The sequence below is a fragment of the Actibacterium sp. EMB200-NS6 genome (assembly GCF_001305615.1).
GTDB classification, from domain to species: Bacteria; Pseudomonadota; Alphaproteobacteria; order Rhodobacterales; family Rhodobacteraceae; genus Actibacterium_A; species Actibacterium_A naphthalenivorans.
On sequence record NZ_CP010869.1, the window covers coordinates 1,787,705 to 1,803,670 of the forward strand.

Consider the following 15,966-nt stretch of genomic DNA (forward strand, 5'->3'; position numbering starts at 1 on the left):
TACCCAAACGAATGAGGGGCTGATGCCTGTCCTCTGGATTGTCTTGATCGTGCTCGCGCTTGGCGGGGTGGGCTATATGCTCGGACGGCGGCGCGCGATGGCGTCGGCGGATGGCGATGTGCGCCATCTGCACTCGCTTCCCACCTATTACGGTTCCAATGTCGCGCTGCTGACGATCGCGCCGGCGCTTTTGTTCATGGGGCTGTGGCTGCTGATGCAGCCGATCCTGATCGAGCGCCAGATCATCGGGCTGATCCCCGAGAGCGCCATTGCCGAAGGATCCTCGCGCAGCCTGGTGATGAGCGACGTGCGCCGCGTGGCCGAAGGGCTCGACACGGCCGTGGCCCAGGGCGCGATGACCCCCGATCAGGCCGACAGCATCCGCACCGAATTCACCGATGTGCGCGAGCGGCTGGGCCGGGTCGGTGTGGCGCTCGGCTCCAACGTCCGCCCCGAGGTTCTGCGCGCTGCGCAACACTATCGCGGGCTTCAGGCGCGCTATTCCGCCATCATGACGGTGCTGGTGCTTGCGGTCGCGGTGGTGGGGTTCGGCTATTCCTATCTGCAGACGACCAAGGATTTCCGCGCACGCAACGTGGTCGAGACCGGCATCAAATCCCTGCTGATCCTCGCCTCGACCATCGCGATCCTGACGACGGTGGGCATCATCCTGTCGATGCTGTTCGAAACGCGCAACTTCTTCTCGCAATATTCCTGGACGAACTTCTTCTTCGGCACCACCTGGAGCCCGAGCTTCAGCGGTCGGGGCGGGGCCTCGCAGCTGGGGATCCTGCCGCTGCTCTGGGGCACACTCTATATCTCTGTCGTGGCCTTGCTGGTGGCGGTTCCGATCGGGCTTTTCGCCGCGATCTACATGTCTGAATATGCCGGGCCGAAAATGCGTGCCATCGCCAAGCCGCTGATCGAGATCCTGGCCGGCATCCCCACCATCGTCTACGGCCTGTTCGCGCTGATCACCGTGGGCCCGATGCTGCGCGACTATTTCGCGCAGCCGCTGGGGCTGGGCGAAAGCTCCGCCTCGGTGATGACCGCGGGCGTGGTGATGGGCATCATGCTGATCCCCTTTGTCTCGTCGCTGTCGGATGACATCATCAACGCGGTGCCGCAATCGATGCGCGACGGCTCGCTCGGCCTGGGGGCCACCAAATCCGAGACCATCCGCCAGGTGGTGATCCCCGCGGCGCTGCCCGGTGTCGTCGGCGCCATCCTGCTGGCTGCATCGCGCGCCATCGGCGAAACCATGATCGTGGTGCTGGGGGCAGGGGCCGCGGCCCGGATCAGCCTGAACCCGTTCGAGGCGATGACGACCGTTACCGTGAAGATCGTCAGCCAGCTGACGGGTGACACCGATTTCGCCTCGCCGGAAACCCTCGTCGCCTTTGCCCTGGGCCTGACGCTGTTTGTCATCACCCTCGGGCTGAATGTCCTCGCGCTTTATATCGTGCGCAAATACCGGGAGCAGTATGAATGACCGACGCAACGGCAAATCCGGCCGCCGCCGCCGGCTCTCCGCGTCATGGATCGCTTCTGTCCCAGGATGCGCTGACCAAGAAACGCAACGCCGCCGAGACGCGCTTTCGCCTCTACGGTCTGGCTGCGGTCAGCGTGGGCATTCTGGCGCTGATCCTGTTGCTGGCCTCGATCCTGAACAACGGGCTCGGCTCGTTCCAGCAAACCTTCATCTCGCTGGATGTCGAGCTTCAGGAAGACAGGCTCGACAAGGCCGGCAACCGCAATATCGAGGATCTGAAAAAGGTCTCGACCTTCGGCTATGCGCCGCTGATCACCGCCGCGATGGCGGCGAAGATCGCCGAGACCGGGATTCAGATCGAAGGTCTGTCGGCCAAGGACGCGGGCAACATCATCTCCAAGGACGCGCCGGCGCAGCTGCGCGACTATGTTCTGGCGAATCCCGAAAAGATCGGCACCACGGTCAATTTCAAGGTGCTCGCCAATGGCCGGATCGACGGCTATTTCAAGGACCGCGTCACCATGGCCTCGGCCGAGCTGGACAGCAACGTAACGCCGCAGCAGCTGATGCTGGCGGATGCGCTGAAAGAGGACGGCGTGCTGATCAAGGGCTTCAACTGGGGCTTCATCACCAATCCCGACGCATCGGAAAACCGGCCCGAGGCCTCCGGCCTGGGCGTGGCGATCCTGGGCTCGCTTTACATGATGCTTGTGGTTCTGATCCTGGCCTTGCCGATCGGGGTGGCCGCTTCCATCTATCTGGAGGAGTTCGCGCCGAAGAACCGCTGGACCGACCTGATCGAGGTGAATATCTCGAACCTGGCCGCGGTGCCTTCGATCGTGTTCGGTATTCTTGGCCTGGCGATCTTCATCAACTTCGCCGGGCTTCCGCAATCCGCGCCGATCGTCGGCGGGCTGGTGCTGACGCTGATGACGCTGCCGACCATCATCATCTCGACCCGCGCATCGCTGAAATCGGTGCCGCCGTCGATCCGGGACGCGGCGCTGGGGGTAGGGGCCTCGAAGATGCAATCGGTGTTCCACCACGTGCTGCCGCTGGCCGCACCAGGCATTCTGACGGGCACCATCATCGGCCTGGCCCAGGCGCTTGGCGAAACCGCGCCGCTGCTGCTGATCGGGATGGTGGCCTTCGTGCGCGAATACCCCGGCGCGCCGCCCGAGGGCTTTTTCGACCCCGCATCGGCGCTGCCGGTGCAGGTATACAACTGGACCCAGCGGGCCGACCCGGCCTTTGTGGAACGCGCATCCGGCGCTATCATCGTCCTGCTGATCTTCCTTCTGTTCATGAACGCCGTCGCCATCATGCTGCGCCGCCGGTTCGAACGTCGCTGGTAAGGGAATAGCTGAAATGAACGACATGCGAATTGTGGAGAGAGAAGTGGAAACCAAGGCAGTGAAGATTTCCGCACGAAATTGTCAGGTCTATTATGGCGAAACCCACGCCATCAAGGATGTGAATATCGACATCGAAGACAAGACCGTGACTGCCTTCATCGGCCCCTCGGGCTGCGGCAAGTCCACCTTTCTGCGCTGTCTGAACCGGATGAACGACACGATCGATGTGGCACGCGTCGAGGGTGAGATCCTGCTGGACGGCGAGGATATCTACGACCCCAAGGTCGACCCGGTGCAGCTGCGCGCCAAGGTGGGCATGGTGTTCCAGAAGCCCAACCCGTTCCCCAAAACGATCTACGACAACGTCGCCTATGGCCCGCGCATCCACGGGCTGGCGGGCAACAAGGCCGATCTGGATGTGATCGTGGAAAAATCGCTCCGTCGTGGCGCGATCTGGGACGAGGTGAAAGACCGGCTGGATGCGCCGGGCACCGGCCTTTCCGGCGGCCAGCAGCAGCGCCTGTGCATCGCGCGCGCGGTGGCGACCGAACCCGAGGTTCTGCTGATGGACGAACCCTGTTCGGCGCTCGACCCGATCGCGACCGCCCAGGTTGAAGAGCTGATCGACGAGTTGCGCGAGCAATATTCGGTGGTTATCGTGACCCACTCGATGCAGCAGGCCGCGCGGGTCAGCCAGAAGACCGCCTTCTTCCATCTGGGCAACCTCGTGGAGTTCGGCGAGACCGGGCAGATTTTCACCAATCCGCAGGACCCGCGGACCGAGAGCTATATTACCGGCCGTATCGGCTAATTGGAAAAATATCATGCCAAATCAGGACAGTAAGCATATTGTGGCATCTTATGACCGCGATCTGGAGGCGATCCAGGCGCAGATCATGAAGATGGGTGGGCTGGTCGAGGCCGCGGTGCTGGACGCCGCCAAATCGCTGGAGCGCCGGGACGAGGAACTGGCCGAGCAGGTGCGCGCCGGTGACAAGGCCATCGACGAGCTTGAAGAACGCGTGAACGAGGAATGCGCCCGGCTTCTGGCGCTGCGGCAGCCGGCGGCGACGGATCTGCGCACGGTGCTGACCGTGATGAAGATCTCGGCCAATCTGGAACGGGTCGGCGACTATGCCAAGAACATGGCCAAGCGCACCTCGGTGCTGGTTCAGATGCAGCCCATCGACGGCGCGTCCGGCGCGATCCGGCGCATGGCGAAGGCCGTTGAGGGCATGATGAAGGATGCACTTGATTCCTACATCCAGCGCGACGTCGAACTGGCCCAGGATGTGCGGATGCGCGACCATGAGGTGGACCAGATGTACAATGCGCTGTTCCGCCAGTTCCTGACCTTCATGATGGAGGATCCGCGCAACATCACCGCCTGCATGCATCTGCATTTCATCGCCAAGAACATCGAGCGGATGGGCGACCACGTTACCTCGATTGCGGAACAGGTGATCTATCTGGCGACGGGTGAAATGCCCGAAGACACCCGGCCCAAGAGCGATCTGACATCCTTTGAGACGACAGAGGTCGAGGGATGACAAGCGCCGAGCAGCCCACGGTTCTGGTGGTCGAGGACGAACCGGCGCAGCGGGAGGTTCTGGCCTATAACCTGGAGGCCGAGGGGTTTTCGGTATCCAAGGCCGAGAATGGCGAAGAAGCGCTGTTGCTGGTGGATGAAGACGCGCCGGACATCATCGTTCTGGATTGGATGCTGCCCAATGTTTCGGGCATCGAAGTGTGTCGGCGCCTGAAATCGCGCGCCGACACGCGCGGCGTGCCGATCATCATGCTGTCGGCCCGGTCGGAAGAGGTGGACCGGGTGCGGGGGCTGGAAACCGGCGCGGACGACTATGTGGTCAAACCTTATTCGGTGGTCGAACTGATGGCGCGCGTGCGGGCGCAACTGCGCCGCACGCGGCCCGCGTCCGTTGGCGAACAGCTGGAGTTCGAGGACATCATGCTCGATGCCGAGACCCACAAGGTGTTCCGCAACGAAAAGCTGCTGAAGCTTGGCCCGACAGAGTTTCGTCTGCTGTCGACCTTCATGGAAAAGCCCGGCCGGGTCTGGAGCCGCGAGCAACTGCTCGACCGGGTCTGGGGGCGCGACATCTATGTCGACACGCGCACGGTGGATGTTCACATCGGACGCCTGCGCAAGGCGCTGTGCCAGTATGGCGGGCCGGATCCGGTCAGAACGGTGCGGGGCGCCGGATACGCATTGGGATAGCTCCGATAATCAGTATTATGTAAATATTCTACCAATGCGGACGTCATTTCGACCCCGGCGATACATCAGCATGCTCCGGTGTTCTGGCGGAACGCCCGGCGCGTATCCTGTGTTGAACATCCACGCTTGCCTGGCCCCGGATGCGCGGTGGCCGGCGGGTTTTGTTAACCTTTTTCTGGCGCTTCGGTTCATTTTGCGCCAGAAAACACATCTTGGCCCTAATTCACCTTCAGTTTTGGCCGGATAACTACGGGGAAAATGGCGCCGAATTTCCCCCATACGGCGCCGGAACCCTACTGGACATCGCAGATTATATTGTTGTTAACGATTAAAGACGGGGAAAAACAATGAGTTCTGACGTGAACTTTACCCATCGGGCATGGCCGCGAGTCGTCCTCACGCAGGAGCGATTCTCTTTGCATGCACTGTTGATTCGCCGACCTGAAGGCTCAACATGGTGCCACCATGAAGCTGGATGATCTCGAAGCGCTGCTCGACGCGGACACCGTTGAACAGGTCTGGGCGCATCTGACCGCCTTCATGGATGGCTACGGCTTCGACAGGCTGCTCTACGGCTACACCCGGTTCCGCACCGCGAATTCATTCGGTGACCCTCAGGATCTGTTGATCCTGTCCAATGCCGATGAGGTTTATGTCAACGGCTTCATCAATCAGGGGCTCTATTTCCATGCGCCGATGGTGCGTTGGGCGGCCGAGAACGTCGGGGCCTGTTCGTGGCGCTGGATTTCCGAGATGGCATTGCGCGACGGCATAACCGAGGCCGAGCGCAAGGTTCTGGATTTCAATGAGGCCCATGCTGTAACCTCCGGATATTCCATAAGTTTCAAGGATTCCTCCATCCGCTCCAAGGGCGCGCTCGGGCTGATCGCCCGCGCTGGCCTGACGCAGGATGATGTCGATGCGATCTGGGAAGAGCACGGCCGCAAGTTCATGGTGATCTGCAACGTCGCCCACATGAGGCTCACCTGCCTGCCCTATTCCGGCGCGCGGCGCAGCCTGACGCGGCGCCAGAAAGAGGCGCTGGAATGGGTCGGCGATGGCAAGACGACCCAGGACATCGCGCAAATCATGGGCCTGACGCCGGCAACGGTGGAAAAGCACCTGCGCCTTGCGCGCGAGGCGCTCAATGTCGAAACAACGGCGCAAGCGGTGCTCAAAGCGTCGTTTCAGAACCAGATTTTTGCTGTCGATGGCTGAGGCAGAAAGGCCGCAGGTAGGGAATCCCCTACTATGCTTACGGTACGTAAACGGTCAGTTTGCGAATGTTCCGTGAGTGGTGGCTTTGGCCTGGGAACTACGGGGTGGGGTGACGCGTAATTTCGCTGGTCATCTTCTCTGTCCGGGTAACCGGATCGTCGGTCCGCCGGTGTATAGTCCGCCGGTGGGGCCGACACTCAGATCGTGCCTTGTCCGCTTCCCCAAACGACGAGGCGCGATTTCATGGACGGTGCAGCCCCGCCCGGCTGCACCGTTTCATTTCTTGCCGAATGTCAGCCCTGAGCGGCCTTCGCCACTTCCGCAGCGAAATCTTCGGTTTCCTTCTCGATCCCCTCGCCCACTTCCAGGCGCACGAAACCGGTAACTTCAACGCCGGCTTCCGCCGCGGCCTGGGCCACGGTCAGATCGGGGTTGATCACGAAGGACTGGCCCAGAAGCGTGACCTCGGACAGGAACTTCTTCATCCGGCCTTCGATCATCTTCTCGATCACCTGCTCGGGCTTGCCGCTTTCGCGGGCCTGCTCGGTCAGGATGGCCTTTTCTCGCGCCACCAGCTCGGGGTCCAGATCCGCCTCGCCCAGCGAGGCCGGGTTCACTGCGGCCACATGCATGGCAACCTGGCGGCCGAAGGCCTCGTTGTCGCCCTTCAGCGCGACCAGCACGCCGATCTTGCCCATGCCCTCGGTCGCGGCATTGTGCACATAAGACACTACGGTCTCGCCTTCCAGCACGGCCATGCGGCGCAGCGACATGTTTTCACCGATGGTGGCGATCTTGGCGGTGATGACCTCTTCAACGGTCTTGCCGCCCAGATCGGCCGCTTTCAGCGCGTCCAGATCATCCACGGCCACAGCCGCGCCGGCGATCTTGCCGACCATCTCCTGGAACTCGGCATTCTTGCCGACGAAATCGGTCTCGGAATTCACCTCGACGGCGATGCCCTTGCCACCCTCGACCTTGACGGCCACCAGGCCCTCGGCGGCGGTGCGGCCGGATTTCTTGGCGGCTTTCGCCAGGCCCTTGGTGCGCAGCCAGTCGATGGCGGCTTCCATGTCGCCATCGGTTTCGGTCAGCGCTTTTTTCGCGTCCATCATGCCCGCGCCGGTCGTGTCGCGCAGCTCTTTCACCAGTGCAGCGGTGATTGCCATGTCGGCTCTCCTCGATAGAAGTCTTCGGGTTCCCGGACGCGGCCATACCCGCGCCCGGTATCAGTTCCGTGACAGAAGCGGCTTACGCTTCGGCCGGGGCCTGTTCTTCGGTGGCTTCTTCGGCCAGAAGCTCCTCGACAGGCGCTTCTTCCAGCGCGCCGAGGTCGACGCCGGCGGCATCCATCTGGGCGGTCATGCCGTCCAGCGCCGCGCGCGACACCAGATCGCAGTAAAGCGAGATGGCGCGGGCCGCGTCGTCATTGCCCGGAATGATGTAATCCACGCCATCGGGCGAACAGTTGGTATCGACCACGGCCACAACCGGAATACCCAGCTTCTTGGCTTCGGCGATCGCCAGATCCTCTTTCTTGACGTCGATGACGAACAGAAGATCGGGCACACCGCCCATTTCGCGGATCCCGCCCAGGCTGGCCTGCAGCTTGGCCTGCTCGCGCTCCATGCCAAGACGTTCTTTCTTGGTCAGGCCCTCGAAGCCGATTTCCATCTGCTCGTCGATCGCCTTCAGACGCTGGATCGACTGGGAAACGGTTTTCCAGTTGGTCAGCGTGCCGCCCAGCCAGCGGTGGTTCATGTAATATTGCGCGCATTTCTCGGCGGCTTCGGCCACCGGTTTCTGCGCCTGCCGCTTGGTGCCGACAAACAGGATGCGGCCATTCTTGGCCACGGTCTCGCGCACCACGTTCAGCGCGGCGTCCAGCATCGGAACCGTCTGCGTCAGGTCGATGATGTGAATGCCGTTGCGCTCGCCATAGATGAACTCGCCCATGCGGGGGTTCCAGCGTTGCGTCTGGTGGCCGTAGTGTACGCCAGCTTCAAGCAGCTGACGCATGGTGAAATCGGGAAGCGCCATGTCCATTTTCCTTTTCCGGTTTGCGCCTGAGCGGGGTTCTAAGGGCATATGCCCAACCGGCGGACCTTTGCGGGATGTCTCCCCGCAGGGCCCAACCCCGCCTGTGAAGTAGCGCGCGTTTACCCCTCCTCCCCGCCTGTTGCAACCCCTGCCCCTTCATCTTTCCGCAAATATCCCCGCCGGAGGCATGAATCTTCATCCCGCGCTTGCCAGCGGCGCGCCGCCCGGTCAAAACCCCGGCATGACCACCCAGCCCGCAATCCTGTGTATCGGAGCCGTCCTTTGGGATCTGATCGGCCATGCCGACGGGCCGGTGCATCCGGGCGACGATCTGCCGGGCCGCATCACCCGGCGCCCCGGCGGCGTGGCGTTGAACATCGCGCGGGCCCTGTGCACCCACGGGCTCGCCCCCGCCCTTCTCTCCGCCATCGGCGACGATGCGGAAGGCCGCGCGCTGTGCGCCGCCTGCGCCGCGTTCGGGATCGAAACCGGCTTCCTGCGCCGCGCGGCCGATCTGCCCACCGGCCGCTACATGGCGGTCGAAGGCGCCAACGGGCTGATCGCGGCCATCGCCGATGCCCGTGCGCTCGACGCCGCCGGGCGGGACATCCTGGCGCCGCTCGCCGACGGGCGGCTGGGCCAGGTCTCCGCCCCCTACCCCGGCGTGATCGTGCTGGATGGCAACCTTGGCGCGTCCGTCATCCGTGAAATCGCGCAAAGCCCGCTGTTTGCCTGCGCCGAGCTGCGCGTCGCCGCCGCCTCGGGCGCCAAGGCAGAGCGGATCGCGCCCATGCTCGGGCATCCCGCCGCCACGCTCTATCTGAACCGGCAAGAGGCTGCCCGCATCTGCGCCGCCAGCTTCGACACCGCGCGCGCGGCTGCGGCGGCCCTTCTGGCACGCGGGGCGCACCGGGTGCTGGTCACCGATGGCGGCGGCGATGTCACCCTGGGCACCGCCGCCGGTTTGGCCTGTTTCACACCGCCGCCCGTGCGCGTGGCGCGCGTCACCGGCGCGGGCGACACGTTCGTCGCGGCCCATATCGCGGCGGAGCTGCGCGGGGCCGGGCCCGAAGAGGCCGTAACCGCCGCGCTCGCCGCCGCCGCACATCACATTTCCGAAAGGATCCCTGAATGACCGCCCCCCTGACCTTTTCCGCCGAGGTGGCCGCCGCCCGTGCCGAAAACCGCGCCGTCGTTGCGCTGGAAAGCACGATCATCACCCATGGCATGCCTTTTCCCCAGAACCTCGAAACCGCGCAGCAGGTCGAGGCGGCGGTGCGCGACGCGGGCGCGGTGCCGGCCACGATCGCGCTGATGGGCGGGCGCATCCATATCGGGCTGGCGCCCGACGAGCTGTCGGCGCTCGCCCGGACGACGGATGCCAAAAAGATCAGCCGTGCCGACATCGCCGCCTGCCTGGCCCAGGGCTGGACAGGCGCCACCACCGTCGCCGCCACCATGATCTGCGCCCGCCTGGCCGGCATCGCCGTCTTTGCCACCGGCGGGATCGGCGGCGTGCACCGCTGCGCCGAGCACAGTTTCGACATCTCCGCCGATCTGCAGGAACTGGCGCAGACCCCGGTAACGGTGGTGGCCGCAGGGGCCAAGGCGATTCTCGATCTGCCCAAAACGCTCGAGGTGCTGGAAACGCTGGGCGTGCCGGTGATCGGCTACCGCACCGACGATCTGCCGGCCTTCTGGTCGCGCAGCGCCGGCCTGCCGGTGCCGCTGCGGATCGACAGCCCAGCCGAGATTGCAGCCGCCCACGTGATGCGCGCGCGGCTGGGGTTGGCTGGCGGGCAGCTCGTGGCCAACCCGATCCCGCCCGAGGCCGAGATTCCCGCGCCCGAGATCGGGCCGATCATCGAGGCCGCGCTGCGCGACTCGCAGGGTATCGCCGCCAAAGAGGTCACGCCCTTTCTGCTGAACCGGATATTCGAGCTGACCGGGGGCCGATCGCTGACCGCCAACATCGCGCTGGTGCTTAACAATGCGCGGCTTTCGGCTGCCGTTGCCCGGGAAATAACCGGCGCCTAGACGAAAACACGCGCGCGCGATCGCGCATTGTTGTAGTGCCGTGGGCGAGTGCCTAGATTGCAATGCAGCATGGAAGAAACACCTGAAATGTCCGACAAAGACGACGACCGCGACCGCGCCGAGGGCCCCATCCGCCGGCGCCATACGCGCATCCTTGGCGGGCTGCGCGCCTCGTTCCTGACCGGCCTCGTGGTGATCGCCCCGATCGGCCTCACCGTCTGGCTTGTCTGGACGGTGATCGGCTGGGTCGACGGGTTCGTTCTGCCCTTCGTCCCGTCGCAATATCATCCGCAAAATTTCATCGGGATCGACATTCAGGGTGTCGGCGTCATCTTCTTCTTCCTGTTCACCCTGATCGTAGGGTGGATCGCGAAGGGGCTGATCGGCCGGTCGTTGCTGGCCTGGGCCGAAGGGCTGGTCGACCGGATGCCGGTCGTCCGCTCCGTCTACAACGGGCTGAAACAGCTTGCCGAAACCGTGCTGGCGCAATCGGATTCCTCGTTCGAACGGGCTTGCCTGGTGGAATACCCGCGCGAAGGGATGTGGGCGGTCGCCTTCGTTTCGACCACGACCAAGGGCGAGGTGGACAGGCGCATCCCGCGTGACGAGGCGCTGATCAGCGTCTTCGTTCCGACCACGCCCAACCCGACCTCGGGTTTTTTGCTGTTCGTGCCCAGCAAGAACGTCATCATGCTGGACATGAGCGTCGAGGACGCCGCCAAGCTGGTGATTTCCGCCGGGCTTGTCTATCCGACCGAAAAAACCCCTGCGGCCGCCGCCAAGACGGCGCAGCGCCCGGAACTGGTCAAGAGCTGAAGTCCGGTTCATGATCAGCGCGGCCGCCACCGGCTTTTTCACGGCTTTTTCATTGATCCTGGCGATCGGCGCGCAGAACGCATTCGTGCTGCGCCAGGGGCTGTTGCGCGCGCATGTGTTCTGGCTGGCGCTGCTCTGCGCGCTGTCAGATGCGCTGTTGATCGCGGCGGGCGTGGCCGGGTTCGGCGCTGTCGTGGGGCTTTATCCGGGCCTGCCACGGCTGATGGCGCTTGGCGGCGCGGCGTTCCTGGCGGCCTATGGCGCGCTGCGGTTCCGTGCGGCCTGGCGCGGCGATTACGCGATGGTACTTTCGGGCCAGTCCGCGGGACTGTGGCCGACGCTGGCGGCGGGCGCGGCCTTCACCTGGCTGAACCCGCATGTCTATCTCGATACGCTGGGCCTGATCGGCGCGATCTCGACCCAGTATCAGCCCGTCGCGCAGAAACTCGCCTTTGCCGGCGCGGCGATGGCGTCTTCGTTCACATTTTTCTTCGGGCTGGGCTATGGCGCGCGGGTGCTGGCCCCGGTCATGCGCAGCCCGCGCGCGTGGCAGATTTTCGATGTGATCGTCGGCGCGGTGATGTGGGCCATCGCGGCCTCGCTTCTTTCCGGGGCGCTTCAGGAAAACATCTGAACGATGTCCACCGACGAGCTGTGGTTCAGCGCGCCCTTGTGTTCCGTCAGAAACCGGTCGGCCGCGGCGTGACCCGCATCTCGCATGCTGCGCAGAAGAACGGGGTTCGGCATCAGTTTTGACGAGGCATCCAGTTTTTGCATGAGATCGTCATCGGCGATCATGTGAATCAGGGTGTCCTTCATGGTTCCGCGTTCGATCCGGCCATCGGCCAGCAGCCGCTTGACGAAGGCGATCGCACGCAGGTCGCGCAGAAGCGGCGAGTTGAAGCTTACCTCGTTGATCCGGTTGTGAATGTCCTGCGGCGTGACCGGCACGCTGTCGCGCTCCATCGGGTTGATGTTGACGATCACGATGTCATCGGGAAGCTCGGGGTCGAACAGCGGAAACAGCGAGGGGTTGCCGGTATATCCGCCGTCCCAGTACACCTCGTTGCGCCCGGTTTTCGGATCCTCGATCTCGACCGCCTGAAACACCGTCGGCAGGCAGGCCGAGGCCAGGATGGCGTCGGTGGTGATCTCGTCACGGGTGAAGATGCGCGGCTTGCCGGTGCGCACATTGGTGGCGCAGACGAAAAGGCGCGGGCCCTGCTGGTCGCACACCCGCCCGAAATCGAACTGATCCACGACGCGCGCCAGCGGATGCCGGTAGAACGGCCCGTAGTAATAGGGGCTGACAAGGCGCGATGCGGTATCCATCATCGAATAGGACAGCGGGTTCGCCATCACGCGCGAGAAGATCTCTGTTCCCGGTCCGGCAAGCCCGTAGATCCAGTGCGCCATGCGCATGTCACCCACCGCGCCGACCTGCTGCCAAAGCCAGGCCAGGTTTTCCTTGGCCCCGGCGCGCCCGCCCGCCAGGAGCCCGGATTTCAGCGCCGCGCCGTTCAGGGCGCCGGCGGAGGTGCCGGTGATGCCGGCAATCTCGATATCTTCCTCGTCAAGGATGCGGTCCAGCACCCCCCAGGTGAAGGCGCCATGGGCACCGCCTCCCTGGAGCGCCAGGTTGATGCGTTTCACGGCCAAGATCCGGCCCCCGTTCTGTTTCCCGAAATGAGTGGCGCGGCCCGCAAAGCGCTATAGCGCCGTCCAGCCACCATCGACGCTGATCGTGGTGCCGGTGATCTGTGCCGCCGCATCCGAGCACAGGAAAACGGCGGTGCCGCCGATCTGCTCGGTCGTGGCGAAGGTTCTGGAGGGCTGGCGCGCCAGCATCACCTCGCGGATCACGGTGTCCCGGTCCATGCCATATTCCTTCATCGTTTCGGGGATCTGCGCCTCGACCAGCGGCGTCAGCACATAACCGGGGCAGATGGCGTTGCAGGTGATCGGCTCTTCCGCGGTTTCCAGCGCGACGGTCTTGGTCATGCCGACGACCCCGTGCTTGGCCGCCACATAGGCCGATTTGAACGGCGATGCGGTCAGCCCGTGCGCAGAGGCCACGTTGACCACCCGGCCCCAGCCCGCCTCGCGCATCATCGGCAGCGCAGCGGCGGTGGTGTGAAAGGCCGAACTCAGGTTGATCGCGATGATCGCATTCCATTTGTCGACGGGGAATTCCTCGATCGGCGCGACGAACTGAATGCCCGCGTTGTTCACCAGAATGTCGCAGGCCCCCGCCTTTTCGATCAGCGCGCGGCACTCCTCGGGCTTCGACATGTCGGCCGCGATATAGCGCGCGGTCACGCCGTAATCGCGCGCCAGTTCCGCCGCCAGCGCATGGTCTTCGTCCCGGTCGGTAAAGGAATTCAGCACCACATCCGCCCCGGCCTTCGCCAGCTCCTGCGCCACGCCCAGCCCGATGCCCGAATTCGATCCCGTGATGATTGCGGTCTTGCCCTTGAGCGACATATCGCGCCCTCCTGTATTGATCCCGTGACGGCAACAATGCCGCCGTGGCGAAATATGTAGCACGCCCGGAAATTTGGCGAGGGCCAATCCCCGCGCCATCGCACAGAACGCCGGCGATGCGTTTCAGACTCAGCGGCGCGGATTTCGGAAGAGCAAAAAAAAACGCCCGCACGAAGCGGGCGTTAAGTTATTGAGGCAGGTTTCATACAGGCAAGAAACCTATCGAGCAGTGACTTCTTTATACGCAATCAATCGCCGTCGTCCAAGCTAAAAGTTTGAAAAGCTTGGAAACCGGTCCTAGGCTTGTGGCCAACGAAAACAGGCGTCCTGAGGATTGTGGCAGAAATGAGATCAATGTTTTTCGCATGGCGTGGGCTGATCGCGGCTGCGTCCGTCCTGATTCTATGCACCGGTTCCGCCTGGCCGGAACCACGGCATGGCATAGCTATGTATGGCGAACCGGCCCTTCCACCTGATTTTGTGTCTCTACCCTATGTGAACCCTGACGCGCCCAAAGGCGGGCGCATCGTGACCGGCGAAGTGGGTCGTTTCGACTCGCTCAATCCGCACATCCTGAAGGGCCGCGTGCCCTGGCAGTTGCAGTTCCTGGCCTATGAAAGCCTGATGGGCCGAAGCTGGGATGAACCCTTCACGCTCTATGGCCTGCTTGCCGAATCGATAGAGACCGGGCCGAATCGGGATTGGGTGGAATTCACCCTGCGCCCCGAGGCGCGGTTCTCCGACGGCACGCCGGTGACGGTCGAGGATGTGCTGTGGTCCTACGAAACGCTCGGCACCGTCGGGCATCCGCGCTATCACGGCAGCTGGCAAAAGGTCGCCCGCGCCGAGGCCGTCGGCGAACGCACCCTGCGCTTCACCTTCAACACCGAAGACCGCGAACTGCCGCTGATCCTCGGCATGCGGCCGATCCTGAAAAAGGCGCAATGGGCGGGCAAGGATTTCGCCCAAAGCGGCCTGACGGAGGTGCCGATCACCACCGCGCCCTATGTGGTGGCCGATTTCGATCCGGGCCGGTTCGTGCTGCTTCGGCGCAACCCCGATTACTGGGGCAACGACCTGCCGTTGCGCCGCGGCACCAACAACTTCGATGAGATCCGGCTGGAATTCTTCGCCGATGCCAACGCGATGTTCGAGGCGTTCAAGGCCGGCGTCATCACCAGCAACCGCGAAACCAGCGCCGCCAAATGGGCCGGAAACTATGATTTCCCCGCCGTGCGCAGCGGCGAGGTGGTCAAATCCGACATCCCGCACAAACGGCCTTCGGGCATCTCCGGGCTTGTGTTCAACACCCGCAACCCGATCTTCGCCGACTGGCGCGTGCGCGATGCGCTGATCCACGCGTTCAATTTCGAGTTCATCAACCAGACGCTGAACGGCGGCGCCCTGCCCCGCATCACCTCCTATTTCTCGAACTCGGTTCTGGCGATGTCGCATGGCCCGGCCGAAGGGCCGGTCAAGGCGCTGCTGGCCCCGTTCGCCGATGACTTGCCGCCCGGCGCGCTCGAAGGGTACAGCCTGCCTGTCTCCGATGGCAGCCAGTCCAACCGCCGCAACCTGCGCAAGGCGGTGGCGCTTCTGGAACAGGCCGGCTGGTCCGTCGCCGATGACGGGATCCTGAGAAACGCCGGCGGCACGCCCTTCACCTTCGAGATCGTGCTGAATCAGGGCGCCACCGAAACCCGGCAGATCGTCGACATCTATGCCGAAGCGCTGAAACGGCTGGGCATCTTTCCCAAAATCACCGCCGTCGACAGCGCCCAATACAAAGAGCGCACCACGGCCTATGATTTCGACATGGCCTATTACATCCGCGGCCAGTCGCTCAGCCCCGGCAACGAACAGATGCTCTATTGGGGGGCGGAAGGTGTCAGCACGCCCGGCACGCTCAACTGGATGGGCATGCAGGTGCCCGCGGCCGAGGCGATGATCCGGGCGATCCTCACCGCGCAAAGCGGCACGGATTTCGAAGCCGCCACCCGTGCGCTCGACCGGGTGCTGACCACGGGGCGCTACGTCATCCCGATCTGGTTTTCGCCGACGGCGCATATTGCCCATAGCAAGAACCTGCATTATCCCGAAACGATCCCCATGTATGGGGACTGGATCGGGTTTCAGCCCGAAATATGGTGGTATGCGGAGGATTGAATGTCACGGATCATCGTTTTGGCCGCTCTGATGGCGCTGGCGGGCTGCGCCACGATCGAAGGCATCGGCGAAGACATCTCGTCGGGCTCGCGCGCGGTTCAGAACGCGCTCTGACCCGC

The 15,966-nt window shown here is 63.6% G+C and carries 16 protein-coding genes; 12 read left to right on the plus strand and 4 right to left on the minus strand.

The window, feature by feature from the left end:
• Positions 1-22 precede the first annotated feature (22 nt).
• The 6 genes from pstC to TQ29_RS08770 all read left to right on the plus strand — a co-directional run bounded on the left by pstC (position 23) and on the right by TQ29_RS08770 (position 6,304).
• Positions 23-1,492 carry a phosphate ABC transporter permease subunit PstC gene (gene pstC / locus TQ29_RS08745; RefSeq protein WP_054538835.1) on the plus strand — a complete coding sequence of 490 codons (1,470 nt, stop codon included), beginning with the start codon at positions 23-25 and terminating at the stop codon, positions 1,490-1,492.
• Positions 1,489-2,847 (plus strand): phosphate ABC transporter permease PstA, encoded by a 1,359-nt coding sequence (gene pstA / locus TQ29_RS08750; protein WP_054538836.1) that lies wholly within the window; start codon positions 1,489-1,491, stop codon positions 2,845-2,847. The genes pstC and pstA overlap by 4 nt, the downstream gene beginning before the upstream one ends.
• A 13-nt stretch (positions 2,848-2,860) precedes the next feature.
• Entirely contained in the window at positions 2,861-3,658 is a 798-nt protein-coding gene (pstB, locus tag TQ29_RS08755; protein WP_054538837.1) for a phosphate ABC transporter ATP-binding protein PstB, read from the plus strand.
• A 13-nt stretch (positions 3,659-3,671) separates the two neighbouring features.
• Positions 3,672-4,397, plus strand: a complete 726-nt coding sequence (gene phoU, locus TQ29_RS08760) for a phosphate signaling complex protein PhoU (protein WP_054538838.1) — start codon at positions 3,672-3,674, stop codon at positions 4,395-4,397.
• Complete coding sequence (gene phoB, locus TQ29_RS08765; RefSeq protein ID WP_037206529.1) at positions 4,394-5,086, plus strand: phosphate regulon transcriptional regulator PhoB; 693 nt, start codon at positions 4,394-4,396, stop codon at positions 5,084-5,086. The genes phoU and phoB overlap by 4 nt, the downstream gene beginning before the upstream one ends.
• 465 nt (positions 5,087-5,551) lie before the next feature.
• Complete coding sequence (locus tag TQ29_RS08770) at positions 5,552-6,304, plus strand: LuxR family transcriptional regulator (RefSeq protein ID WP_054538839.1); 753 nt, start codon at positions 5,552-5,554, stop codon at positions 6,302-6,304.
• Positions 6,305-6,597: 293 nt separating this feature from the next.
• Here the strand turns inward: TQ29_RS08770 and tsf are convergent, their stop codons facing one another.
• Positions 6,598-7,473, minus strand: coding sequence for a translation elongation factor Ts (gene tsf, locus TQ29_RS08775; protein WP_054538840.1), 876 nt, complete (start codon positions 7,471-7,473; stop codon positions 6,598-6,600).
• Between the two features lie 82 nt (positions 7,474-7,555).
• Positions 7,556-8,344: a 30S ribosomal protein S2 gene (gene rpsB / locus TQ29_RS08780; protein WP_037206607.1), complete on the minus strand. Its 789-nt coding sequence runs from the start codon at positions 8,342-8,344 to the stop codon at positions 7,556-7,558.
• A 187-nt stretch (positions 8,345-8,531) separates the two neighbouring features.
• Here rpsB and TQ29_RS08785 point away from each other — a divergent pair, with 187 nt between their 5' ends.
• The 4 genes from TQ29_RS08785 to TQ29_RS08800 all read left to right on the plus strand — a co-directional run bounded on the left by TQ29_RS08785 (position 8,532) and on the right by TQ29_RS08800 (position 11,831).
• Positions 8,532-9,479 carry a PfkB family carbohydrate kinase gene (locus TQ29_RS08785; protein ID WP_054538841.1) on the plus strand — a complete coding sequence of 316 codons (948 nt, stop codon included), beginning with the start codon at positions 8,532-8,534 and terminating at the stop codon, positions 9,477-9,479.
• Positions 9,476-10,381 carry a pseudouridine-5'-phosphate glycosidase gene (locus TQ29_RS08790; RefSeq protein WP_054538842.1) on the plus strand — a complete coding sequence of 302 codons (906 nt, stop codon included), beginning with the start codon at positions 9,476-9,478 and terminating at the stop codon, positions 10,379-10,381. The genes TQ29_RS08785 and TQ29_RS08790 overlap by 4 nt, the downstream gene beginning before the upstream one ends.
• Before the next feature lie 87 nt (positions 10,382-10,468).
• Positions 10,469-11,197, plus strand: a complete 729-nt coding sequence (locus TQ29_RS08795) for a DUF502 domain-containing protein (protein ID WP_054538843.1) — start codon at positions 10,469-10,471, stop codon at positions 11,195-11,197.
• A gap of 10 nt (positions 11,198-11,207) precedes the next feature.
• On the plus strand, positions 11,208-11,831 hold the full coding sequence (locus TQ29_RS08800; RefSeq protein WP_037206510.1) for a LysE/ArgO family amino acid transporter: 624 nt from the start codon (positions 11,208-11,210) through the stop codon (positions 11,829-11,831).
• Here the strand turns inward: TQ29_RS08800 and TQ29_RS08805 are convergent.
• Both TQ29_RS08805 and TQ29_RS08810 read right to left on the minus strand, forming a co-directional pair.
• Positions 11,816-12,850, minus strand: coding sequence for a patatin-like phospholipase family protein (locus TQ29_RS08805; protein ID WP_054540383.1), 1,035 nt, complete (start codon positions 12,848-12,850; stop codon positions 11,816-11,818). The genes TQ29_RS08800 and TQ29_RS08805 overlap by 16 nt on opposite strands.
• 57 nt (positions 12,851-12,907) lie before the next feature.
• On the minus strand, positions 12,908-13,681 hold the full coding sequence (locus tag TQ29_RS08810) for a 3-hydroxybutyrate dehydrogenase (protein ID WP_054538844.1): 774 nt from the start codon (positions 13,679-13,681) through the stop codon (positions 12,908-12,910).
• 345 nt (positions 13,682-14,026) lie between these two features.
• Between TQ29_RS08810 and TQ29_RS08815 the strand changes: the two genes are divergently transcribed.
• Together TQ29_RS08815 and TQ29_RS20260 are read left to right on the plus strand one after the other, a co-directional pair.
• Positions 14,027-15,847, plus strand: a complete 1,821-nt coding sequence (locus TQ29_RS08815; protein ID WP_054538845.1) for an extracellular solute-binding protein — start codon at positions 14,027-14,029, stop codon at positions 15,845-15,847.
• Positions 15,848-15,961, plus strand: a complete 114-nt coding sequence (locus TQ29_RS20260; RefSeq protein ID WP_081940122.1) for an entericidin A/B family lipoprotein — start codon at positions 15,848-15,850, stop codon at positions 15,959-15,961. It begins immediately after the preceding gene.
• Positions 15,962-15,966: the final 5 nt, after the last annotated feature.